We start from the raw sequence: 20,336 nt of genomic DNA, 5'->3' as shown, positions 1-20,336 counted from the left end.
CGACTTTCCGGAGTGGGCAGCATACGGGGACGCAGCAGGTCAGGGGTCGCCTCCGAAAGCAACGAGGGCCGTACGGGAGCGAATCCCGTACGGCCCCCGCCGCGTGCACAGAGCCGGCGTTACGCCGGAACGCTCGCCACACCCGGTGCCAGGAACTTCTTCCCGTTCACCCGCTCCGAGACGCCCTCGCGGTCCAGGTACGGCGTGATGCCGCCCAGGTGGAAGGGCCAGCCCGCGCCGGTGATCAGGCAGAGGTCGATGTCCTGGGCCTCGGCGACGACGCCCTCGTCCAGCATCAGGCCGATCTCCTGCGCGACCGCGTCCAGGACGCGGTCGCGGGCCTGCTCCTCGGACAGGACGACGTCGCCCTGCTTCAGGAGTGCGGCGACCTCGGGGTCCAGCTCCGGCTTCCCGGAGTCGTAGACGTAGAAGCCGCGCTTGCCGGCCTTGACGACCGCGGCCAGGTTCCCGGAGACGGTGAAGCGCTCCGGGAAGGCGCGGTTCAGGGTCTCGGAGACGTGCAGGCCGATGGCCGGGCCGACCAGCTCCAGGAGGACCAGGGGCGACATCGGCAGGCCGAGGGGCTCCACGGCCTTCTCGGCGACGGCGACCGGGGTGCCCTCGTCGATGATGTTCTGGATCTCGCCCATGAAGCGGGTCAGGATGCGGTTGACGACGAACGCCGGGGCGTCCTTCACCAGCACCGCGGTCTTCTTCAGCTTCCGCGCGACGCCGAAGGCCGTGGCCAGCGAGGCGTCGTCGGTCTGCTCACCGCGGACGATCTCCAGCAGCGGGAGGATCGCGACCGGGTTGAAGAAGTGGAAGCCGACGACCCGCTCGGGGTTCTTCAGCTTCGACGCCATCTCGGTGACCGAGAGGGACGAGGTGTTGGTGGCGAGGATCGCGTGCGCCGGGGCGACCGCCTCGACCTCCGCGAACACCTGCTGCTTGACGCCGATCTCCTCGAAGACGGCCTCGATGATGAAGTCGGCGTCGGAGAAGCCCTCCGCCTTGTCCAGCACACCGGAGACCAGGGCCTTCAGACGGTTGGCCTTGTCCTGGTTGATGCGGCCCTTGCCGAGCAGCTTCTCGATCTCGGCGTGGACGTAGCCCACACCCTTGTCGACGCGCGCCTGGTCGATGTCCGTCAGGACGACCGGGACCTCGAGGCGGCGCAGGAACAGCAGGGCGAGCTGGCTGGCCATCAGGCCGGCGCCCACCACGCCGACCTTGGTGACCGGACGGGCCAGGGCCTTGTCCGGGGCACCGGCCGGGCGCTTGGCGCGCTTCTGGACCAGGTTGAAGGAGTAGATCCCGGAGCGCAGCTCGCCGCCCATGATCAGGTCCGCCAGGGCCTCGTCCTCGCGGTCGAAGCCGGCGCCCAGGTCGCCGTCCTTGGCCGCGGCGATGATCTCCAGCGCGCGGTACGCGGCCGGGGCGGCGCCGTGCACCTTCGAGTCGGCGATGGCCTTGCCGCGGGCGACGGCCTGGTCCCAGGCGTCACCGCGGTCGATCTCGGGGCGCTCCACCGTGACCGTGCCGTTCAGCACGTCCGCGGTCCAGATCAGCGACTGCTCCAGGAAGTCGGCGCCCTCGAAGAGCGCGTCCGCGATCCCGAGCTCGAAGACCTGCTTGCCCTTGAGCTGGCGGTTCTGGTTCAGCGAGTTCTCGATGATGACGGAGACCGCGCGGTCGGCGCCGATCAGGTTCGGCAGCAGTGCGCAGCCGCCCCAGCCGGGGACCAGACCGAGGAAGACCTCGGGCAGCGAGAACGCGGGCAGCGCCTTGGAGACGGTGCGGTACGAGCAGTGCAGACCGACCTCGACTCCGCCGCCCATCGCCGCGCCGTTGTAGTACGCGAACGTCGGGACCGCGAGGCCGGAGAGGCGGCGGAAGACGTCGTGGCCGCCCTTGCCGATGGCGAGCGCGTCCTTGTGCTCCTTCAGCAGCTCGACGCCCTTGAGGTCGGCGCCGACCGCGAAGATGAACGGCTTGCCGGTGATGCCGATACCGGTGATCGCGCCCTCGGCGGCCTCCTTCTCGACCTGGTCGATCGCGGCGTTCAGGTTCGCCAGCGACTGCGGTCCGAAGGTGGTCGGCTTGGTGTGGTCCAGGCCGTTGTCCAGCGTGATGAGGGCGAAGCGCCCCGCACCGGCCGGAAGGTCCAGGTGGCGTACGTGCGCCTGCGTGACGACCTCACCGGGGAACAGCTCGGCCGCACCCTTCAGAAGCTCAGTGGTGGTCGTGCTCACTTGTTGCCTCCGTCGAAGTTCGGGTTCTCCCAGACGACCGTGGCGCCCATGCCGAAGCCGACGCACATCGTCGTCAGGCCGTAGCGGACCTCCGGCTGCTCCTCGAACTGGCGGGCCAGCTGGGTCATCAGCCGGACACCGGACGAGGCCAGCGGGTGGCCGTACGCGATCGCGCCGCCGTACTGGTTGACGCGGGCGTCGTCGTCGGCGATGCCGTAGTGCTCCAGGAAGGCGAGCACCTGCACGGCGAACGCCTCGTTGATCTCGAAGAGACCGATGTCCGAGATGGACAGGCCGGCCTTCGACAGGGCCTTCTCCGTCGCCGGGATCGGGCCGTAGCCCATGACCTCCGGCTCGACGCCCGCGAAGGCGTAGGAGACGAGGCGCATCTTGACCGGGAGGCCGAGCTCGCGCGCGACGTCCTCGGCGGCGAGCAGCGAGGCGGTGGCGCCGTCGTTGAGACCAGCGGCGTTGCCGGCCGTCACGCGGCCGTGGGCGCGGAACGGGGTCTTCAGACCAGCCAGGGACTCCATCGTGGTGCCCGGACGCATCGGCTCGTCGGCGGTGACCAGGCCCCAGCCCGTCTCACCGGCCTCGGGGTTGGTGCGGCGCACGGAGACCGGCACCAGGTCCTGCTGGATCTTGCCGTTGGCGTACGCCTTGGCGGCCTTCTCCTGCGAACGCACCGCGTACTCGTCGGCACGCTGCTTGGTGATCGTGGGGTACCGGTCGTGCAGGTTCTCCGCGGTCATGCCCATGAACAGGGCGGACTCGTCGACCAGCTTCTCCGATACGAAGCGCGGGTTCGGGTCCACGCCCTCGCCCATCGGGTGGCGGCCCATGTGCTCGACGCCACCGGCGACGACGACGTCGTACGCGCCGAAGGCGATGGAGCCGGCCGTCGAGGTGACGGCGGTCAGGGCGCCCGCACACATGCGGTCGATGGAGTAACCGGGAACCGACTGCGGCAGCCCGGCCAGGATTCCGGCGGTGCGGCCGAGCGTCAGGCCCTGGTCACCGATCTGCGTGGTCGCGGCGATGGCGACCTCGTCGATCAATGCGGGGTCCAGGTCCGGGTTGCGGCGCAGCAGCTCCCGGATGGCCTTCACGACGAGATCGTCGGCGCGGGTCTCGTGGTAGATGCCCTTCGGGCCCGCTTTGCCGAACGGGGTGCGGACGCCGTCGACGAAGACGACGTCCCGGATGGTACGAGGCACGGTGGCTCTCCTCCAGGGTGCGGGATGGCACTGCTGCGGGGCACGCCCGGAAGCGTGCCGCCACCCACATGCTACTTGCGGGTAACCAGACTGCCCAGTCCTTGCGGCGGGAGCGGCGAAGGTCACATCCGCAAAATGGCCCGGTCGGCCCCACGAGGGGGCCGGCCGGGCCATGAAGAGAACGATGAGAGCGGCAGGTGCCGCGCCAACCTGGCGTGAATACGCCCCTGCCGGATGCCTGCTCAGGCCTCCGGAGCGAGCGCGCGCAGGAGGATCGGGGCGACTTGCCCGATCTGCCAGCTCCGCGCCCCGTATCCGGCGAGCGCGCTTTCGACCGTTTCCGGAGTCAGGTTCTTCGGCGGCTCCCAGCACACCCGGCGCACGGTGTCCGGGGTGATGAGGTTCTCCTGCGGCATGTTCAGGCGCTCCGCGAGCGCGGAGACCGCCGCGCGGGCGGCCGACAGACGGGCCGCGGCGGCCGGGTCCTTGTCCGCCCAGGCGCGGGGCGGCGGCGGTCCGGCCAGGGGCTGGCCGGGCTGCGGGAGCTCCGCGTCGGACAGTTCCTTCGCCCGGTCCACGGCCGCCTGCCACTGCTCCAGCTGGCGGCGGCCCATGCGGTGGCCGAAGCCGGGCAGCGCGGTCAGCGCCTGCACGTTCGGCGGAAGTGCCAGGGCGGCTTCCACGATCGCGGCGTCGCCGAGCACCTTGCCGGGGGAGATGTCGCGGCGCTGGGCGATGTGGTCACGCATGGTCCACAGCTCGCGGACCACCGCCATCTGCCGACGGCGGCGGACCTTGTGCATGCCGGACGTGCGGCGCCAGGGGTCCAGACGCGGGGGAGCGGGCGGTGCCGCCGCGATGGCGGAGAACTCCTCCTGCGCCCACTCCAGCTTGCCCTGCCGGTCGAGCTCGTCCTCGAGGGCGTTGCGCAGGTCGATCAGCAGCTCGACGTCGAGTGCCGCGTAGCGCAGCCAGGGCTCGGGCAGCGGGCGGGTCGACCAGTCGACGGCCGAGTGCCCCTTCTCCAGGGAGTAGCCGAGGACGCTCTCGACCATCGCGCCGAGGCCGACCCGGGGGAATCCGGCCAGCCGCCCGGCCAGCTCGGTGTCGAAGAGTTCGGTCGGCGTCATTCCTATGTCGCGCAGACAGGGCAGGTCCTGCGTCGCCGCGTGCAGGATCCACTCGGTGCCGCGCAGCGCCTCTCCGAGCCCGGAGAGGTCGGGGCAGCCCACCGGGTCGACGAGCGCGCTGCCCGCGCCGTCCCGGCGCAGCTGTACGAGGTAGGCGCGCTGTCCGTACCGGTAGCCGGAGGCGCGCTCGGCGTCCACGGCCACCGGGCCGGAGCCCGCGGCGAAGGCGGCGATCACCCCGGCCAGGGCATCGTCGGAGGCCACCACCGGCGGAATGCCCTCGCGAGGTTCGAGCAAGGGGATCGGCGCCGGGGCGACGTCGTCCGGGGGGGCGCCCCCGGTGGTTCGCAGTGAAGTGTCTGCTGCGGTCTCTTGGGCGTCGGTCACGTGTCAAGGGTATCTGTGTATGTACGAAGCCCGTCGACGGAATGATCCGCCGACGGGCTTCGATGCATGTAATCCAGCCGGTTCCGCATCTCCGCACACCGGCGGGGGTACGGATTCGGGGGAATCGTGGGAATCAGTGGATGATGCCCGTCCGCAGGGCGACGGCGACCATGCCTGCGCGGTCTCCGGTGCCGAGCTTGCGGGCGATTCGGGCGAGGTGGCTCTTGACGGTGAGGGCGGAGAGCCCCATGGAGACGCCGATGGCCTTGTTGGACTGCCCTTCGGCGACAAGCCGCAGGACCTCCACCTCGCGGCCGGACAGTTCGCGGTAGCCGCCCGGGTGGCTCGGGGCGCCGGGGGGCCGGCGGTGCATACGGGCGGCGGTGGCGCCGATGGGTGCGACGCCGGGACGGGTGGGGTGGCCGATGTTGGTACGGGTGCCGGTGACGACATAGCCCTTCACGCCGCCCGCGAGGGCGTTGCGTACGGCGCCGATGTCGTCGGCGGCCGAGAGAGCCAGGCCGTTCGGCCAGCCGGCGGCTCGGGTTTCGGACAGCAGGGTCAGCCCGGAACCGTCGGGCAGGTGGACGTCGGCTACGCAGATGTCGCGCGGGTTGCCGACGCGGGGACGGGCCTCCGCGATGGACGACGCCTCGATGACGTCACGTACTCCGAGTGCCCACAGATGGCGGGTGACGGTGGAACGGACGCGCGGGTCGGCCACGACGACCATGGCCGTCGGCTTGTTCGGGCGGTAGGCGACCAGGCTTGCGGGCTGCTCGAGGAGAACGGACACCAGGCCTCCTGGGGAGTGGCGGGAACGGGCCGGCTCGGGGATGAAGCCGGGGCGAACCGTGCTTGAAGGGTCATTGACTCCTTCGGCAGCAGACGCCTGCTCCTTTAGGGGAAGATCACTATTTGGTGAGTAACAATTCGGGCAAATAGGACGCGCGATCGATTGTACGAAAAGAGAACCGGTGCCTGTGCGAGGCTTGTGACTCTCTGTCAGGAACAGGAAAGGGTGACCGTCGAGCGGCCTGAACGCGGGGGACGTGCCGCCCTACGAAACCTGAGGCCCGCGCCGCTGCGGCAGCGTCACCACCGCCGCGTCCACCGGCTCCGAGGGCGGCAGACCGGCGATCTGACACAGCAGGTCGCCCCACGCCATCAGATGGGCCGCCGTGTCCGGCGCACCGCCCCGGCCCTCGCGCGGCGTCCACGACGCCCGGATCTCGATCTGCGTCGCCGGACGACGGGTCGCCAGCGCACCGAAGTAGTGCGAGCCCGCCCGGGTCACCGTGCCGCCCGCCTCCCCGTACGACAGACCGCGCGCCTCCAGCGCACCGGTCAGCCACGACCAGCACACCTCCGGCAGCAGCGGGTCGGACGCCATCTCCGGCTCCAGCTCGGCGCGCACCAGCGTCACCAGCCGGAAATTGCCCTGCCACGCCTCGTGCCCGGCCGGGTCGTGGAGCAGGACGAGACGGCCGTCCGCGAGATCGTCCTCGCCGTCGACGACCGCCGCCTCCAGCGCGTACGCGTACGGGGCCAGGCGCTTCGGCGGCCTCGTCGGCTCCACCTCCAGCTCGGGACGCAGGCGCGCCGAGCGCAGCGCGTCGACCGCCGAACCGAACGCGGGCGGGACGGAACCACCCTCCGCACTGTCCGTGCCGTCAGCACCATCGGATTGATCGGAGAAGTGTCCCTGCGCCGGAGCCATGCGGGGAAGAGTAGGCGGAACGGGAGCCGCGCGCGCGGAAGGACACCCGTGCGGGGCAGGGCTCATTCGGCACGCATGCGAAGATTCGGTGCGTGAGTGCCATTGACCGCCCCTCGGGCCACCAGACGAAGACCTCCGCCACCCACGACTCGGCGTTCCTGAAGGCGTGCCGGCGCGAGCCCGTGCCGCACACACCGGTCTGGTTCATGCGCCAGGCGGGGCGCTCGCTGCCCGAGTACCTGAAGGTGCGCGAGGGCATCCCGATGCTCGACTCCTGCACGATGCCGGAGCTCGTCGCCGAGATCACGATGCAGCCCGTCCGCCGCCACAAGGTCGACGCCGCCGTCTACTACAGCGACATCGTCGTCCCGCTCAAGGCCATCGGCATCGACCTCGACATCAAGCCCGGCGTCGGCCCGGTGATCGCCGAGCCGGTCCGCACCCGCGCCGACCTCGCCCGGCTGCGCGACCTCACCCCCGAGGACGTCTCGTACGTCACCGAGGCCATCGGGCTGCTCACCGCCGAGCTGGGAGCCACGCCGCTCATCGGCTTCGCGGGCGCCCCGTTCACTCTTGCGAGCTACCTCGTGGAGGGCGGCCCGTCCCGCAACCACGAGCACACCAAGGCCCTGATGTACGGCGACCCGGAGCTCTGGGCCGACCTGCTCGACCGCCTCGCCGAGATCACCGGCGCCTTCCTCAAGGTCCAGATCGAGGCCGGCGCCTCCGCGGTGCAGCTCTTCGACTCCTGGGTGGGGGCCCTCGCCCCCGCCGACTACCGCCGCTCCGTGCTGCCCGCCTCGGCGAAGGTCTTCGACGCCGTCGCCCCGTACGGCGTCCCGCGCATCCACTTCGGTGTCGGCACCGGTGAACTGCTCGGCCTCATGGGCGAGGCCGGCGCGGACGTCGTCGGCGTCGACTGGCGCGTCCCGATGGACGAGGCCGCGCGCCGCGTCGGCCCCGGCAAGGCGCTCCAGGGCAACCTCGACCCCGCCGTGCTGTTCGCCCCGACCGCCGCCGTGGAGGCCAAGACGCAGGAGGTGCTGGACGCGGCCGCCGGCCTGGAGGGCCACATCTTCAACCTGGGCCACGGCGTGATGCCCAACATGGACCCGGACGCGCTGACGCGGCTCGTCGAGTACGTCCACACCAGCACCGCGCGCTGACCGGCCGGAGGCGGGCGAAGCCCTAAGGGCAGCCCTCAGGCGGTGCCCGCCTCCCGCAGTGCCGTCACCGTCTTGCGGGCCGCAACCAGGACCGGGTCCCAGACGGGGGAGAAGGGCGGCGCGTAGCCCAGGTCGAGGGACGTGATCTGCTCCACGGTCATCCGGGCGGTGAGCGCCACGGCAGCCGCGTCCACCCGCTTCGCCGCCCCCTCACGGCCCACGATCTGCACGCCCAGCAGCCGCCCGGTGCGGTACTCCGCGAGCATCTTCACCGTCATCGGCCGCGCCCCCGGGTAGTAGCCCGCCCGGCCCGTCGACTCGATCGTCGCCGTGACGAAGCGCAGACCCACCGCACGGGCGTCCTTCTCGCGCAGACCGGTGCGGGCGATCTCCAGGTCGCAGACCTTGCTCACCGCCGTGCCGACCACGCCCGGGAACGTCCCGTAGCCACCGCCGACGTTGGAGCCGATGATCTGGCCGTGCTTGTTGGCGTGCGTGCCCAGGGCGATGTGGCGCGTGCGGCCCGCCACCAGGTCGAGGACCTCGACGCAGTCGCCGCCCGCCCAGATGTTGTCGTGGCCCGCCACCCGCATGGACAGATCGGTGAGCAGCCCGCCGTGCGGGCCGAGCGGCAGCCCGACGGCGCGGGCCAGCGTCGTCTCCGGCTCGACGCCGATGCCGAGCACCACCACGTCCGCCGGGTAGGACGCGCCGTCCGTCTCCACGGCGCTCACCCGGCCGTCCGCACCGGTACGGATCGCGGTGACGGCGGCGCCGTTCACCGTCGTGATCCCGAGCCCGTCCATCGCCTCGTGGACGAGGCGCCCCATGTCCGGGTCGAGCGTCGCCATCGGCTGCCTGCCGCGGTTGAGCACGGTCACCTCGAAGCCGTGATTCAGCATCGCCTCGGCCATCTCGACGCCGATGTACCCCGCGCCGACGACGACCGCGCGCCGGCCCTTCGCCCGGTCCAGGGTGTCCAGCAGCGCCTGCCCGTCGTCCAGGGTCTGCACGCCGTGCACCCCGGGCGCGTCCATGCCCGGCAGCGCGGGGCGCACCGGGCGGGCCCCTGTGGCGATGACCAGTTTGTCGAAGCCGGTCCACGAGGTCTCGCCCGAGTCCTGGTCCAGGGTGCGTACCCGCTGCCCGGCGACATCGATCTCCGTCACCTCGGTACGCGTCCGCAGGTCGATGCCGCGGGCCCGGTGCTCCTCGGGCGTACGCGCGATCAGGTCGTCCCGGTGCTCGACGTCACCGCCGACCCAGTACGGGATGCCGCAGGCCGAGTACGAGGTGAAGTGGCCCCGCTCGAAAGCGGTGATGGCCAGTTCGTCGGGGCCCTTGAGCCGGCGCGCCTGGGACGCGGCGGACATGCCCGCCGCGTCGCCCCCGATGACCACCAGTCGTTCCGCCGCCATGCCAGGTCCCTTCGACGCCACTGCGAAGGGCCCACGCTACGGCGCGGCCGGTCCCGGGGACGCGGCGGCGTCCCCGGGGAACCTCACTCGCCGGCCGTCGGCGGCTCCTGCGCCTTCCCGCCCCGGCGGCGCAGCAGCCGCCACACGACCAGCAGGACGGCCGCGGCGGCCAGGAACGGCGCCGTGGCGCCCACCGCCATGGCGAGCCACCGCAGCATCGTCAGGAAGGCGTGCCAGCCGCCGCTCAGCGCGTCCAGGAATCCGGGGTCCTCGTCCTCCTCGGGCGCCGTCTCCGGTTCCGTCAGGTCGAGCGTGATCGTGGCCAGCGCCGTACGGTCCTTGAGCGAGGCCTGCTGGGCGAGCAGGGACTCCAGCGAAGCCTGACGGCTGCTCAGTTCGCCTTCCAGCGTGACGACATCGGCGAGCTTGTCTGCCCGCTCCATCAGCTTGCGCACCCGCGCCACACTGGAGCGCTGGGTGGCGATCCGGCTCTCCACGTCGACGACCTGATCGGTGACGTCCTTGGCGGTGGACGTACGGGAGAGCAGCTTCCCCGCTCCGGCGAGTTCCCGCAGCACGTTGTCGTACTCCTCCTGCGGCACCCGCAGCACGAGATGCGAGGAGTCGTGTGTGTCGTCCACCTGCTCGGTCGTCTCGTTCGCGACCAGCCCGCCCGCGTTCTGCACGACCGTACGGGCGGTGGCGGCCGCCCTGGACGCGCTCTTGACCTCCACCGACAGGGCCGCGGTACGGATGACGTGCGTGGCGGTCACCGGATCCGGCTTCTTCGGTTTCCCCGACTCGGGCGCCCCCTCCTTGCTGTCCGCGGCCGCCTCCCCGGCGGGGGCACCCGCCTTGTTCCCGCTCTCGGCGGACAGGGCGCGCCCGCCGGCGTCCTCGTCGGAACTGCTGTCACCCGCGCCGCAGCCGCTCAGCGCGAGGACGGCGGTGAGCAGCCCGGCGGCGAGCGCGGTGCGCGAGCGGCGGGCCGCTCGTCTGCCGGTACGGGTGATGGGTGCTGCGTGCATAACTGTCCCCCCAGGACGGGTGATTGATGGCTTCGCTTCGACGTACGGGGTGGCGGTCCGGGTTTCGGTGAACCGGTTTCGAAGCGGTCACGGTCAGGACTCGGAAGAGGTTTGAGAGAGTGGGGGTATGCAGCGTTCAGCACACCGCGCGGACAGAACCCCCGGCCACGTCGTCGTCATCGGCGGCGGCATCGCCGGACTCGCGGCCGCACACCGGCTCCTGGGGACCGGCCTGAGGGTCACCCTCCTCGAGGCGACCGACCGGCTCGGCGGCAAGCTCATGACCGGCGAGGTCGCGGGCGTGCGGGTCGACCTCGGCGCCGAGTCGATGCTCGCCCGCCGGCCGGAGGCGGTCGCGCTGGCCCGCGCCGTCGGCCTCGGTGACCGGCTCCAGCCGCCCGCCACCGCCGCCGCCGCGCTGTGGACGCGGGACGCGTTGCGCCCCATGCCCAAGGGCCATGTGATGGGCGTCCCCGGCGACCCCTCGGTCCTCGGTGAGGTGCTCTCGCCCGAGGGCCTCGCCCGCATCGCCCAGGAACGCGAGCTGACCCCGACCGCCGTCGGCGACGACGTGGCCGTCGGCGCGTACGTGGCCGACCGGCTCGGCCGCGAGGTCGTCGACCGGCTGGTCGAGCCGCTCCTGGGCGGGGTGTACGCGGGCGACGCCTACCGGATCTCGCTGCGCGCCGCCGTACCGCAGCTCTTCGAGGTCGCCCGGCAGGAGGGCTCCCTGCTCGACGGGGTGACCCGCATCCAGGAGCAGGCCGCCGCCCGGCAGCAGACCGGACCGGTCTTCCAGGGGATCGACGGAGGGATCGGCACCCTGCCGGGCGCCGTGGCCGCGGCCGTACGCGCCGGCGGCGGCGAGATCCTCACCGAGACCCCTGTGCTCGGCCTGACCCGCAGCGCCGAGGGCTGGGACGTGCGCACCGACGCCCGGGTGATCGCCGCCGACGGCATCGTCCTCGCCGTCCCCGCCTGGTCCGCCTCCGCCCTTCTCGCCGCCGCCTCCCCGGCCGCGTCCGCCGAGCTCGCGGGCGTCGAGTACGCCTCGATGGCCCTGGTCACCATGGCCTTCCGGCGCTCCGACGTGACGGGCTCCCCGGCCTTCGACGGCCGCTCCGGCTTTCTGGTGCCCCCGGTCGACGGCCACACCATCAAGGCCGCCACCTTCTCCACCCACAAGTGGCAGTGGGTCGCCGACGCGGCGCCGGACCTGTTCGTCCTGCGGACCTCGGTGGGCCGCTACGGGGAGGAGGACCATCTGCACCGCGAGGACGGCGAGCTCGTCGACGTGTCGCTGAGCGACCTCGCCGCGGCGACCGGACTGGCCGCGAAGCCCGTCGCCACCGAGGTCACCCGGTGGATCGGCGGCCTGCCGCAGTACCCGGTGGGCCATCTCGGCCGCGTCGCCCGGATCCGCGAGGAGGTCGCCGTACTGCCCGCGCTGCGCGTCTGCGGCGCGGTCTACGACGGGGTCGGCATCCCCGCCTGCATCGCGAGCGCCCACCGCGCCGCGGACGAGATCGTCCGGGACCTCGCGGGAGTCAACGGCGGGGGGAACGGCACAGGGAACCCCGGAGAGATCATCGCCACGCCGACCCTGGTTCAGGGCACACGGAGCGAGGCGGGACAATAGCCGTATGAGTGCTCCCGAGACTGTGACATCAAGCAAGGCCCCCAACGCCGGCAAGAAGGCGAAGGACCTCAACGACGTCGTCCGTTACACCTTGTGGTCCGTCTTCAGGCTTCGCGACGTGCTGCCCGCGGACACGGACCGCGCGGCGTACTCCGGCGAGGTCCAGGAGCTGTTCGACCAGCTCGCGGCCAAGGACATCACCGTGCGCGGCACCTATGACGTCTCGGGCCTGCGCGCCGACGCCGACGTCATGATCTGGTGGCACGCCGAGACCTCGGACGCGCTGCAGGAGGCGTACAACCTCTTCCGGCGCACCCGGCTGGGCAAGAGCCTCGACCCGGTCTGGTCGAACATGGCGCTGCACCGCCCCGCCGAGTTCAACAAGTCGCACGTCCCGGCGTTCCTCGCCGACGAGACGCCGCGCGACTACATCAGCGTGTACCCCTTCGTGCGCTCCTACGACTGGTACCTGCTGCCGGACGAGGACCGTCGCAGGATGCTCGCCGACCACGGCAAGATGGCCCGCGGTTTCCCCGACGTGCGTGCCAACACCGTGGCCTCGTTCTCCCTCGGTGACTACGAGTGGGTGCTGGCCTTCGAGGCCGACGAACTGCACCGCATCGTCGACCTCATGCGTCACCTGCGGGCCTCCGAGGCGCGGATGCACGTCCGCGAGGAGGTCCCCTTCTACACCGGCCGGCGCAAGTCGGTCGCGGACCTGGTGGCCGGGCTCGCGTAGCGAGCGGGTTCCGATCACCCCAACCCGGAAGATCAGACGGCGGAACCCGCGGCACGGTGTGCCGCCCGCCGTTCCAGCGACACCGGGTTCGGCTCCCGGTGCGGCGCGCTCCCAGCGCGCCGCACCGGTGTCATTTACGGCAGGAGCCGTGCGGCGCGGCCGCCGCCGAGCGCGGCCCGCAGCGCCGGGTCGGCGACCGCGCGTACGCCGCGCACGGCGACCGCCACCAGCACATCACCCTGCGGACCGCCCCCGGCAGCCGTGCGCGCGTTCAGCAGCCGCTGCCCCGCGGGGGAGGCCCAGGAGCTGTACGAACGCACTTCCATCCGGGCGATGACGAGGCAGCCCAGAGTCAGCACGAGCGGCAGCCCGAACCAGACGAGCACGGGCACCCCCGAGCCGCCCGGGTCCTGCTCGCGGCCGGGTACGAGCAGCGCGGTGGCGCCGAGCACCGATATCAGCAGGGCGGCCCCGCGGACCGCCCGCAGCGCGGACACGATGTCCGTCCGCGCCCCGCGCGGAAGAGCCAGCCCGGCGGCGACGAGACGGTCGGCGAGGGCGCGCACGGCGTCGGCCGCGGCCGCTGCGGTGCGGACCGGCGTTATGGGGGACTGGCCCTGCGGGCCGATGGCGCGGATCACCGTGCGCTCCACCTCGTCACGGCCGTCCGGGTCGACCACCGTCGCCCAGCCGGTGTGCGCGAGCAGCAGCCGACGGCGCAGATGCATGGTGACGAGCGCCAGATCGGCGACCCGGTGCGGGCCGCCGGCCAGGAACGCGGTTTCGTACAAGGTGAGTTCGGCACTGTCCGCAGCGTCGGGCGACTTTCCCGGCGGGAGCAGGCGAGCGGCGGCGAGGCAGAGCCGGACACAGGACAGGGCCGCCGCACCCCATGCGACCAGCAGAAACAGAACCCAGAGCATGCCGGAGTTGTATGCGAGAACGGGCCGGAGCACCAGGGGATTTCCAGGATGCGGACAGTGACCGCTCAGGAACTGCTGCCACAACTGGAACCGGAACTGCAGCTGGACCCGGAACTGCAGCTGGACCCCGAACTGCTGCCGCAGCTCGATCCGGAACCGCAGCTGGAGCCCGAGCCGCAACCGGACCCCGAGGAACCGCACCCGCCGCCCCCGCTCCCGCCGCTGCTTCCGGCGGAGCTGCCGCAGCCGCCGTCGCCGGGACTCGACCCGGCGCACCACACCGTCGGTACGAGCAGCAGTCCGGAGGAGTCGGACGAATGGTGCGACGGCGAGGGCGTGGGCGCTCCCGCGGTCCGCATCCGGGCCGCCGTGACCAGATGCGCCCGCAGCGCCGGGTCGGTGAGCGCCCGCGGCCCGCCCGTCGCCACCAGATGCGCCGCGCCCGTCGCGTACGCGTGAGCGGTACGGAACTCCGCCGCGGCCCTGCGGCCCGCCTTGGTGATCCGGGCGCGGGCACCGCTCGCGACGACCATCCCGATGACGGTGCCGGCGACGAGGGCCGGGAACACCAGGAGGAAGAAGGGGAAGGTGTCGAAGTCGCCGTCCGACTCGACGGCCTGGCCGATGGTCAGCACGAAGGCGGCCGGGAAGCCGAGCAGGCAGCCAAGTCCTTGCGTCAGGCCCCAGCGGCGCCACTTCCGGTTCGTCCCGGGCAGGTTGAGCAGACCACGTGCGGCAAGGCCGTCGCCGAGCTCCTGGACGGCCGGGTGGCGCATCACCGCGTTCCGCAGCGTGTGCAGGGCTCCGCTCGGAGCCGCGGCATGCTCGTGGAGCACCGCCCGCTCCACCGGGTCGTGGGCGACGGACCGTTGCACCGCGACGATCCCGGGCCCGCCGACGATCAGCCGGCCGTCCTCGAGCATGGCGGCGAGCGCGGTGTCCACCACCCGGCCGGGCCCGCCGTTCAGGAACGCCACCTCGGACAGGTCGTGGGCCGGGCCGCCGAGCCCGTGGCGGGCGCGGCGGGAGCCAAGGATCAGCAGCGTCGAGGAGACCGCCACGGCAAGCGTCAGGACCAGGGCCAGTGCGTTCATCCCGGTCACCTTCCTACGAGTACGGAACGGGCCGCACGGGCCAGCCGGGCGGCGCGGCGGGGCGGCCGGGCAGCGGCCCGGTCCTGCCACCATTGGGTGAGCCGACGGCGGGCCGCCTCGTCGGCGGGGAGGCCGGCGATGAGCAGCTGCTCGGCGAAGTCCAGGGCGTCACGCCGGTAACCGTCGGACATCGGGCGGCTCCTGGCGTACGCGAGGAACGCGTCCCGGTAGCCGCGGCCCAGGATGTCCGGGAGTTCCGGGGCCACCTTGGCGACGACGTCGGCGCGCTTGGCGGCCAGGGCCCGGCTCTGGACGCCGAGCCTGCGGTGGTCGAAGCCCTCGGGCGCGGGGGTGCCGGCGACGAGGGCGGAGAGCAGCGAGGCCTGCGCGACCGCCACCCGGTCCCGCAGCGCGTCCGGGTCCCCGGCCTCCCGCGCCGCGGGACCGGCCCCCGTCGTACGCCGGACGGGCTGCCGCCGCACGCCGCCCCGGTCCGCGTCGAGCGTGGCGCGGATCGCGTCGAGTTCACCCGCCAGCTCGGAGGCCGGCGGGAAGTCGTCGTCGCGCTCCAGCAGGACCCCGGGCGGGGCGACGCGGGAGCGGAGTTCGGCGAGGACGTCGAGCACGGGCGCGGTGACGGGGTGGGCGTGCGTGTCGTGCCAGACGCCGTCCTTCTCCACGCCGCCTGCCACGTGTACGTACGCGATGGCCTCCACGGGCAGTTCGTCCAGGGCCGTGGCCGGGTCCTCGCCCCGGTTGACGTGGTTCGTGTGCAGGTTGGCCACGTCGATCAGCAGCCGCACCCCCGTGCGGTCGACCAGCTCCGCCAGGAACTGTCCCTCGGTCAGCTCCTCGTCCGGCCAGGAGATCAGCGCCGCGATGTTCTCCAGTGCCAGCGGCACCGGCAGCGAGTCCTGAGCCACCCGCACGTTCTCGCAGAGCACGTCCAGCGCCGCCCACGTACGCGGCACGGGCAGCAGGTGCCCCGCCTCCAGCACCGGCGACGCGGTGCGCGCGCCGCCCGCCCGGACGAACGCGATGTGCTCGGTCACCAAGGGCGCGCCCAGCAGGGCGGCCCGCGCCGCGAGGCCGGCGAGCCGGCCGGGGTCGGGGCGGTCGGCCCCGCCGAGGCCGAGCGAGACGCCGTGCGGCACCACGGTGACGCCGCGCTCCCGCAGCCGTACCAGGGAGGCCGGCAGATGGTCGGCGCAGAGGTTCTCCGCCACCGCCTCCACCCAGTCGATTCCCGGCAGCGCCTCCACCGCGTCGGCGATCTCCGGCCGCCAGCCGATCCCGATTCCCAGCTCCATGGTGTCCCCCTCCGCCGCTCCGTGCAGGGGTCATGGCCCCGCCGCACCGCGGTGAACCCGAAGAGGGGGACGTTCAGAGCTTGATTTGAGGTTCCCGGCACGCCCCGTCGGCCGGGCGCGCCTGTCACGGCATGGGCATCGGCATCGTGGAGGGACGCGAGGTGAACGACTGGTCCCCGGTCGGCGCCGCCGGGACCGGCTGCGGCAGGACCGAGCCCCTCGGCGCCACCGGCGGTCCGGTCGGGCTGGCCGTGGCCGCCCCCGCAGCCTCGCGGGCCAGGGCGTCGAAGTCGACGAAGCCGGTGGACTCCAGCATGGTGATGTGGTCGAGCACGGTCACGTTGGCGTCGCTCGCCAGCTGCCTGATCAGCGTGTTGCGCGTGGTGTGCCGGACCTGGGCGATCAACGCGAAGACCTTGCCGTGCGCGTTCCGCAGCAGGTTGGCGAACTTCCGCTCGTACTCCTCGCCGCTCGCCGCGGTCATCTCCCGCAGCCAGCCCTGCTGCTGCTCGGTCGGCTGGTTCGGCAGCTCCACCCCCAGCTTGGCGGCCACCTCACGCGACCTGCGGTCCAGATCCGTGTGCCCGACGACCAGATGGTCCCCGGCCGCCTTGATCGCCTCGGTCGGTGCCCGCTCGATCGCCTGCTGCCCGGCGGGCAGCTCCCAGAGCCCGGCCAGGCGGACCTTCACCAGGAAGTCCCGGTCGGTCGCGGAGAGCGGGCCCCACTGGGTCGCGGTGGCCGACGCGTCTAGGTTGGCCTGGCCGGTGCCGGAGCGGTCGGCGTACGACCAGACCGGATAGGCGAGGGCGCCGAGCGTGGCGACGAGCGCCGCGATGATGAGGGCCGTTCCGTTGATGCGTCGCACAGAGGTCTCTCCCGGGCCGAGGCGTGACGGCGTCCAATCAACCGCCGGTCGCAACGGCCGGGTACTGACCGGCCGTTCAACCTACCGGGCAGTATCGCCAGTGCGGCGGCGCCAGGAGGTACGTATCGGCGGACCGCTTTGTTCAGCGAGCCGGGAGAAATCCGCCGATGAGTGAGTACGTGAACGGCTCCCCGTCCGTCAGCGGCGCAGGGCCGGATGGTCGGCGACCACCGTGCACGAGCCCGGGGCGATCTCCGTGAACCCCGCGTCCCGCACCACCGGCAGCCCGCTCACCGTGAGTTCCCGCCAGCGGTCCGCGTCCGGGGTGGCGACCGAGAGCGGGAAACCCGCCTCGCGCCACGCCTTGCGCTCCGTCTCCGACAGCTCCCACCAGGCGAGCTGGGCCCCGTGCCCGGCCTGCGCCATCTCCTTGCCCGCCGACATGCCGAGCTCCGGGTTCAGCCAGAGCACCGGGCCCGTGAGGTCGGGCGCGGCCGGCGGTTCGGGGTCGTCCAGATCCGTGCCCGACACCTGGAGCTTCGCGAGCTCCTTCGGCCAGCCGTCCAGCGGCACCGGAGGGTAGACCCGCACCTCGGCCTCGTCCCCCACGACCGTGATGCCGGGAAGGGCACACGCCTTGCGCCACTCCGCCCCGCGCGCCCGCCGCACCACCTTGCGGATCCGGGCGTCCTGCCAGTCGCGCATCACCTGCGCCCACTCGCCCTCGCCCGTCGACCGCTCGTCGGAGAGCATCACCAGCACCGCCCGCGCGGCCGTGCGCAGCGCGTCGGTACGGGCCGGGGGCGCCGCCTTCTCGATGTGCACGACCAGGGGGAGCACGTACTGAGGTGCTTCGTCACGGTTCGTCCGCTCGGAACGGAAAGGGCTGGCCGCCGGCAGACCGGCGGGAACGGAAGGGGACTCGGGGATGTCGTCGCTGCTCACCCGTCCAGTCTGCCAGCCGCCCTGGAACCGGTCCTTGGCGGAATGAAGTCCTCCGGGTGAGGATGCCCCGCATGAAGAGCGATCTCTTTTCCAGCGAGCACATGGCACAGCAGGCCACCGCGCCCGGAATGACCCTGCAGAACGCCAAGTCCATCAAGTACGCGGTCAACGGCGAGATGCACGCGCGCCAGGGATCGATGATCGCCTTCCGCGGCGACCTCCGGTTCGAGCGCAAGGGCCAGGGCCTCGGCGGCATGCTCAAGCGCGCGGTCACGGGCGAGGGACTGCCGCTGATGGCGGTGCGCGGCCAGGGCGAGGCGTGGTTCGCGCACGAGGCGGCCAACTGCTTCATCGTGGAGATGGAGCAGGGCGACGTCCTCACCATCAACGGCCGCAACGTCCTGTGCTTCGACGCCACGCTCGCGTACGAGATCAAGACGGTGAAGGGCGCCGGGATGACCGGCGGCGGCCTCTTCAACAGCGTCTTCACCGGGTACGGGAAGCTCGGCCTGATGTGCGAGGGGCACCCCATCGTGATCCCCGTCACGCCCCAGCAGCCGGTGTGTGTCGACACGGACGCGGTCGTCGGCTGGAGCGCCCACCTGAACACCTCACTGCACCGTTCGCAGAGCGTCGGCTCCATGCTGCGCGGCGGCTCGGGGGAGGCCGTCCAACTGCGCTTGGACGGCGAGGGATTCGTGATCGTACGGCCGAGCGAGCTGAAGCCCGAGAAGGCGTCGTCGAACTGAGTACGGACCTCCTGCGCCTGCATGCGGTGGGCCGGCGGTACGGGCTCGCCGGCCCCTGGGTGCTGCGCGGCGTCGACCTGCGGCTGCCCGCGCGCGCCCTGGTGCGCGTCGAGGGCGCCAACGGCACCGGGAAGTCCACCCTGTTGCGGCTCGTCGCCGGGATCGACGCCCCCACCGAGGGCCGCATCACCGGCGGCCGGCCGCGCACGGCGTACGTCCCCGAGCGGTTCCCGGCGACGCTGCCGTTCACGGCCGCCGGATACCTCGTCCACCTGGGCCGGATCCACGGGCTGGGCCGGACCGAGGCGGCCGGGCGGGCGGCGGAGTGGCTGACCCGCTTCGGGGCTGCCGAGCACGCCGGCACCCCGCTCTCGGAGCTCTCCAAGGGCACCAGCCAGAAGGTCGCCGTCGCCCAGGCGCTCCTGGCGGAACCGGATCTGCTGGTCCTGGACGAGGCCTGGACCGGCCTGGACACCGCGGCCCGGGACGAACTGGACCGGGCCGTCGCCGCCCGCGTCGCCGCCGGATCCACCGTGGTCTTCGTCGACCACGACCCCCGCCGCCTGGCGGGCGCGGCCGATACGGTCCTGCGAGTCGACGGGACCGGGCTGACCGAGGCAACGCCCGCCCCGGCCGCGCGGACGAAGCCCGGCCGCCGGGTACGGATCGAGGTCACGGGCCCGCCCGGCACCCCGCTTCCCGCCGGACTGCCCGGCGGCCCCGTCCGGACCACCGCCCGGGACGGAGCGCTGGGGCTCACCGTCGACGCCGCGCACTCGGACGCCCTGCTGAGCGCCCTGCTCACGGCCCGCCCGCCCTGGCACATCAGGCACCTCTCCGCCCTGCCCGGCAACCCCGACGAGGCGGCATGACCGCGCTGATCCGCTACCAGACCGCCCTGCTGCTGCGCTCCCAGCGCTGGCTCGCCCCCGTACTGCTGTACGTGGCCTTCCTCGGCGTCGGCGTGCGCCCGGGGCAGCCCGTCCTGGACTCGCTCGGCTACACCGCGGCCGGGCTGCTCCCCGTCACCGCGTGGCTCGTGCAGGTCTGCGCCACCCAGGAACCTCCCGCCGCCCGAACGGTCGTCGCCGCGGCCGTGGGCGGGCAGCCGCGGGCCCACCTGGCGGCCCTGCTCGCAGCGCTGGGGTGCGCGGGCCTCCTGGGTGCGGCCGCCACCGCGGTCGTCCTGCTGATCAGTGAGCCGGCCGGCACGGACCACACGGTCGAGGTGCCGCTGCCGTCCGCCGGGCTCGCCGGACTGCTCGCCACCGCCTGCTGCGCCCTGCTCGGCGCGGCGGTCGGCGCCCTGTGCACCCGGCCGCTGCTGCACCGGCGCGGCTGGTCCCTCGCGGCCACGGTGCTCGGGGCACTGCTGGCCCTGGTGACCAGCGGATCGCCCGCGAAGTGCGCGGTGACGGGGCTGGTCACCGGCTCGTACACCGGGACGGTCCACGTGCCGGTACTGCCGTTCCTCGGGGCGGCGGCCGTGGCAACCGCGGCCGCCGCGCTGACCTGCAGGCTCACGTCCGTACGCGGCTGAGTAGGCTCGTACGCATGACCCAACCCGCGCAAGAGCCGTACTGCGAGACGCCGGCCGTTCCGATGACGCGCACCCTTGAAGGCCCCCCGTACGCCGAGTGCGTGCTGTGCCGGAAGCCGACCGAGTACGCCGAGTCCGTCAAAGGCATCACGCTCTGCCCGGTCTGTGAATGGCAGGAGGCCCAGCGCACGGCCTGCTCCGGCTGAGGGGC

The 20,336-nt window shown here is 72.7% G+C and carries 19 protein-coding genes; 7 read left to right on the top strand and 12 right to left on the bottom strand.

The features are described from left to right. Positions 1-119: 119 nt before the first annotated feature. The 5 genes from ABTX18_RS35890 to ABTX18_RS27560 all read right to left on the bottom strand — a co-directional run bounded on the left by ABTX18_RS35890 (position 120) and on the right by ABTX18_RS27560 (position 6,706). Positions 120-2,252 carry a 3-hydroxyacyl-CoA dehydrogenase NAD-binding domain-containing protein gene (locus ABTX18_RS35890; protein WP_503061214.1) on the bottom strand — a complete coding sequence of 711 codons (2,133 nt, stop codon included), beginning with the start codon at positions 2,250-2,252 and terminating at the stop codon, positions 120-122. Further along, entirely contained in the window at positions 2,249-3,469 is a 1,221-nt protein-coding gene (locus tag ABTX18_RS27575) for a thiolase family protein (RefSeq protein ID WP_352125452.1), read from the bottom strand. Before ABTX18_RS27575 ends, ABTX18_RS35890 begins: the two co-directional genes overlap by 4 nt. A gap of 242 nt (positions 3,470-3,711) precedes the next feature. Further along, positions 3,712-4,986 carry an HRDC domain-containing protein gene (locus ABTX18_RS27570; RefSeq protein WP_352125451.1) on the bottom strand — a complete coding sequence of 425 codons (1,275 nt, stop codon included), beginning with the start codon at positions 4,984-4,986 and terminating at the stop codon, positions 3,712-3,714. Between the two features lie 133 nt (positions 4,987-5,119). After that, positions 5,120-5,782 (bottom strand): helix-turn-helix transcriptional regulator, encoded by a 663-nt coding sequence (locus ABTX18_RS27565; RefSeq protein WP_352125450.1) that lies wholly within the window; start codon positions 5,780-5,782, stop codon positions 5,120-5,122. 264 nt (positions 5,783-6,046) lie between these two features. After that, positions 6,047-6,706 carry a DUF3000 domain-containing protein gene (locus tag ABTX18_RS27560; RefSeq protein WP_352125449.1) on the bottom strand — a complete coding sequence of 220 codons (660 nt, stop codon included), beginning with the start codon at positions 6,704-6,706 and terminating at the stop codon, positions 6,047-6,049. A gap of 92 nt (positions 6,707-6,798) precedes the next feature. Between ABTX18_RS27560 and hemE the strand changes: the two genes are divergently transcribed. Continuing rightward, positions 6,799-7,872, top strand: a complete 1,074-nt coding sequence (gene hemE, locus ABTX18_RS27555) for a uroporphyrinogen decarboxylase (protein WP_352125448.1) — start codon at positions 6,799-6,801, stop codon at positions 7,870-7,872. Positions 7,873-7,907: 35 nt separating this feature from the next. Here hemE and ABTX18_RS27550 read toward each other — a convergent pair whose 3' ends face one another. Beyond that, complete coding sequence (locus ABTX18_RS27550) at positions 7,908-9,290, bottom strand: FAD-dependent oxidoreductase (RefSeq protein ID WP_352125447.1); 1,383 nt, start codon at positions 9,288-9,290, stop codon at positions 7,908-7,910. An 83-nt stretch (positions 9,291-9,373) separates the two neighbouring features. Further along, positions 9,374-10,318, bottom strand: coding sequence for a DUF4349 domain-containing protein (locus tag ABTX18_RS27545; protein ID WP_352125446.1), 945 nt, complete (start codon positions 10,316-10,318; stop codon positions 9,374-9,376). Positions 10,319-10,445: 127 nt separating this feature from the next. On the opposite strand from ABTX18_RS27545, the gene hemG reads away from it, so the two are divergent. Then, positions 10,446-11,957, top strand: a complete 1,512-nt coding sequence (hemG, locus tag ABTX18_RS27540) for a protoporphyrinogen oxidase (RefSeq protein ID WP_352125445.1) — start codon at positions 10,446-10,448, stop codon at positions 11,955-11,957. 4 nt (positions 11,958-11,961) lie between these two features. Then, on the top strand, positions 11,962-12,696 hold the full coding sequence (gene hemQ, locus ABTX18_RS27535; RefSeq protein WP_352125444.1) for a hydrogen peroxide-dependent heme synthase: 735 nt from the start codon (positions 11,962-11,964) through the stop codon (positions 12,694-12,696). 134 nt (positions 12,697-12,830) lie between these two features. Here hemQ and ABTX18_RS27530 read toward each other — a convergent pair whose 3' ends face one another. From ABTX18_RS27530 to ABTX18_RS27510, 5 genes are all read right to left on the bottom strand, one after another. Continuing rightward, on the bottom strand, positions 12,831-13,619 hold the full coding sequence (locus ABTX18_RS27530; RefSeq protein WP_352125443.1) for a TIGR04222 domain-containing membrane protein: 789 nt from the start codon (positions 13,617-13,619) through the stop codon (positions 12,831-12,833). Between the two features lie 65 nt (positions 13,620-13,684). Continuing rightward, positions 13,685-14,713 carry a TIGR04222 domain-containing membrane protein gene (locus ABTX18_RS27525; protein ID WP_352125442.1) on the bottom strand — a complete coding sequence of 343 codons (1,029 nt, stop codon included), beginning with the start codon at positions 14,711-14,713 and terminating at the stop codon, positions 13,685-13,687. 5 nt (positions 14,714-14,718) lie between these two features. Beyond that, positions 14,719-16,023, bottom strand: coding sequence for an MbnB/TglH/ChrH family RiPP precursor modification enzyme (locus tag ABTX18_RS27520; RefSeq protein WP_352125441.1), 1,305 nt, complete (start codon positions 16,021-16,023; stop codon positions 14,719-14,721). Positions 16,024-16,147: 124 nt separating this feature from the next. Beyond that, entirely contained in the window at positions 16,148-16,891 is a 744-nt protein-coding gene (locus ABTX18_RS27515) for a DUF4142 domain-containing protein (RefSeq protein WP_352125440.1), read from the bottom strand. 198 nt (positions 16,892-17,089) lie between these two features. After that, entirely contained in the window at positions 17,090-17,836 is a 747-nt protein-coding gene (locus ABTX18_RS27510) for a peptidyl-tRNA hydrolase (RefSeq protein ID WP_352125439.1), read from the bottom strand. 71 nt (positions 17,837-17,907) lie between these two features. On the opposite strand from ABTX18_RS27510, the gene ABTX18_RS27505 reads away from it, so the two are divergent. The 4 genes from ABTX18_RS27505 to ABTX18_RS27490 are packed head-to-tail and all read left to right on the top strand — an operon-like array spanning position 17,908 to position 20,331. Next, positions 17,908-18,585, top strand: a complete 678-nt coding sequence (locus ABTX18_RS27505; RefSeq protein WP_352125438.1) for an AIM24 family protein — start codon at positions 17,908-17,910, stop codon at positions 18,583-18,585. Between the two features lie 11 nt (positions 18,586-18,596). Further along, entirely contained in the window at positions 18,597-19,457 is an 861-nt protein-coding gene (locus tag ABTX18_RS27500) for an ATP-binding cassette domain-containing protein (protein ID WP_352125568.1), read from the top strand. Then, positions 19,454-20,125: an ABC transporter gene (locus ABTX18_RS27495; protein ID WP_352125437.1), complete on the top strand. Its 672-nt coding sequence runs from the start codon at positions 19,454-19,456 to the stop codon at positions 20,123-20,125. Before ABTX18_RS27500 ends, ABTX18_RS27495 begins: the two co-directional genes overlap by 4 nt. A 14-nt stretch (positions 20,126-20,139) precedes the next feature. Next, complete coding sequence (locus tag ABTX18_RS27490) at positions 20,140-20,331, top strand: hypothetical protein (RefSeq protein ID WP_352125572.1); 192 nt, start codon at positions 20,140-20,142, stop codon at positions 20,329-20,331. Positions 20,332-20,336 lie beyond the last annotated feature (5 nt).

Origin of the sequence: Streptomyces sp. NPDC096323 (genome assembly GCF_040302845.1) — a bacterium.
Lineage (GTDB): Bacteria > Actinomycetota > Actinomycetes > Streptomycetales > Streptomycetaceae > Streptomyces.
Note: the sequence above shows the minus strand (reverse complement) of the source record. Positions and strands in the feature narration are given on the sequence as shown.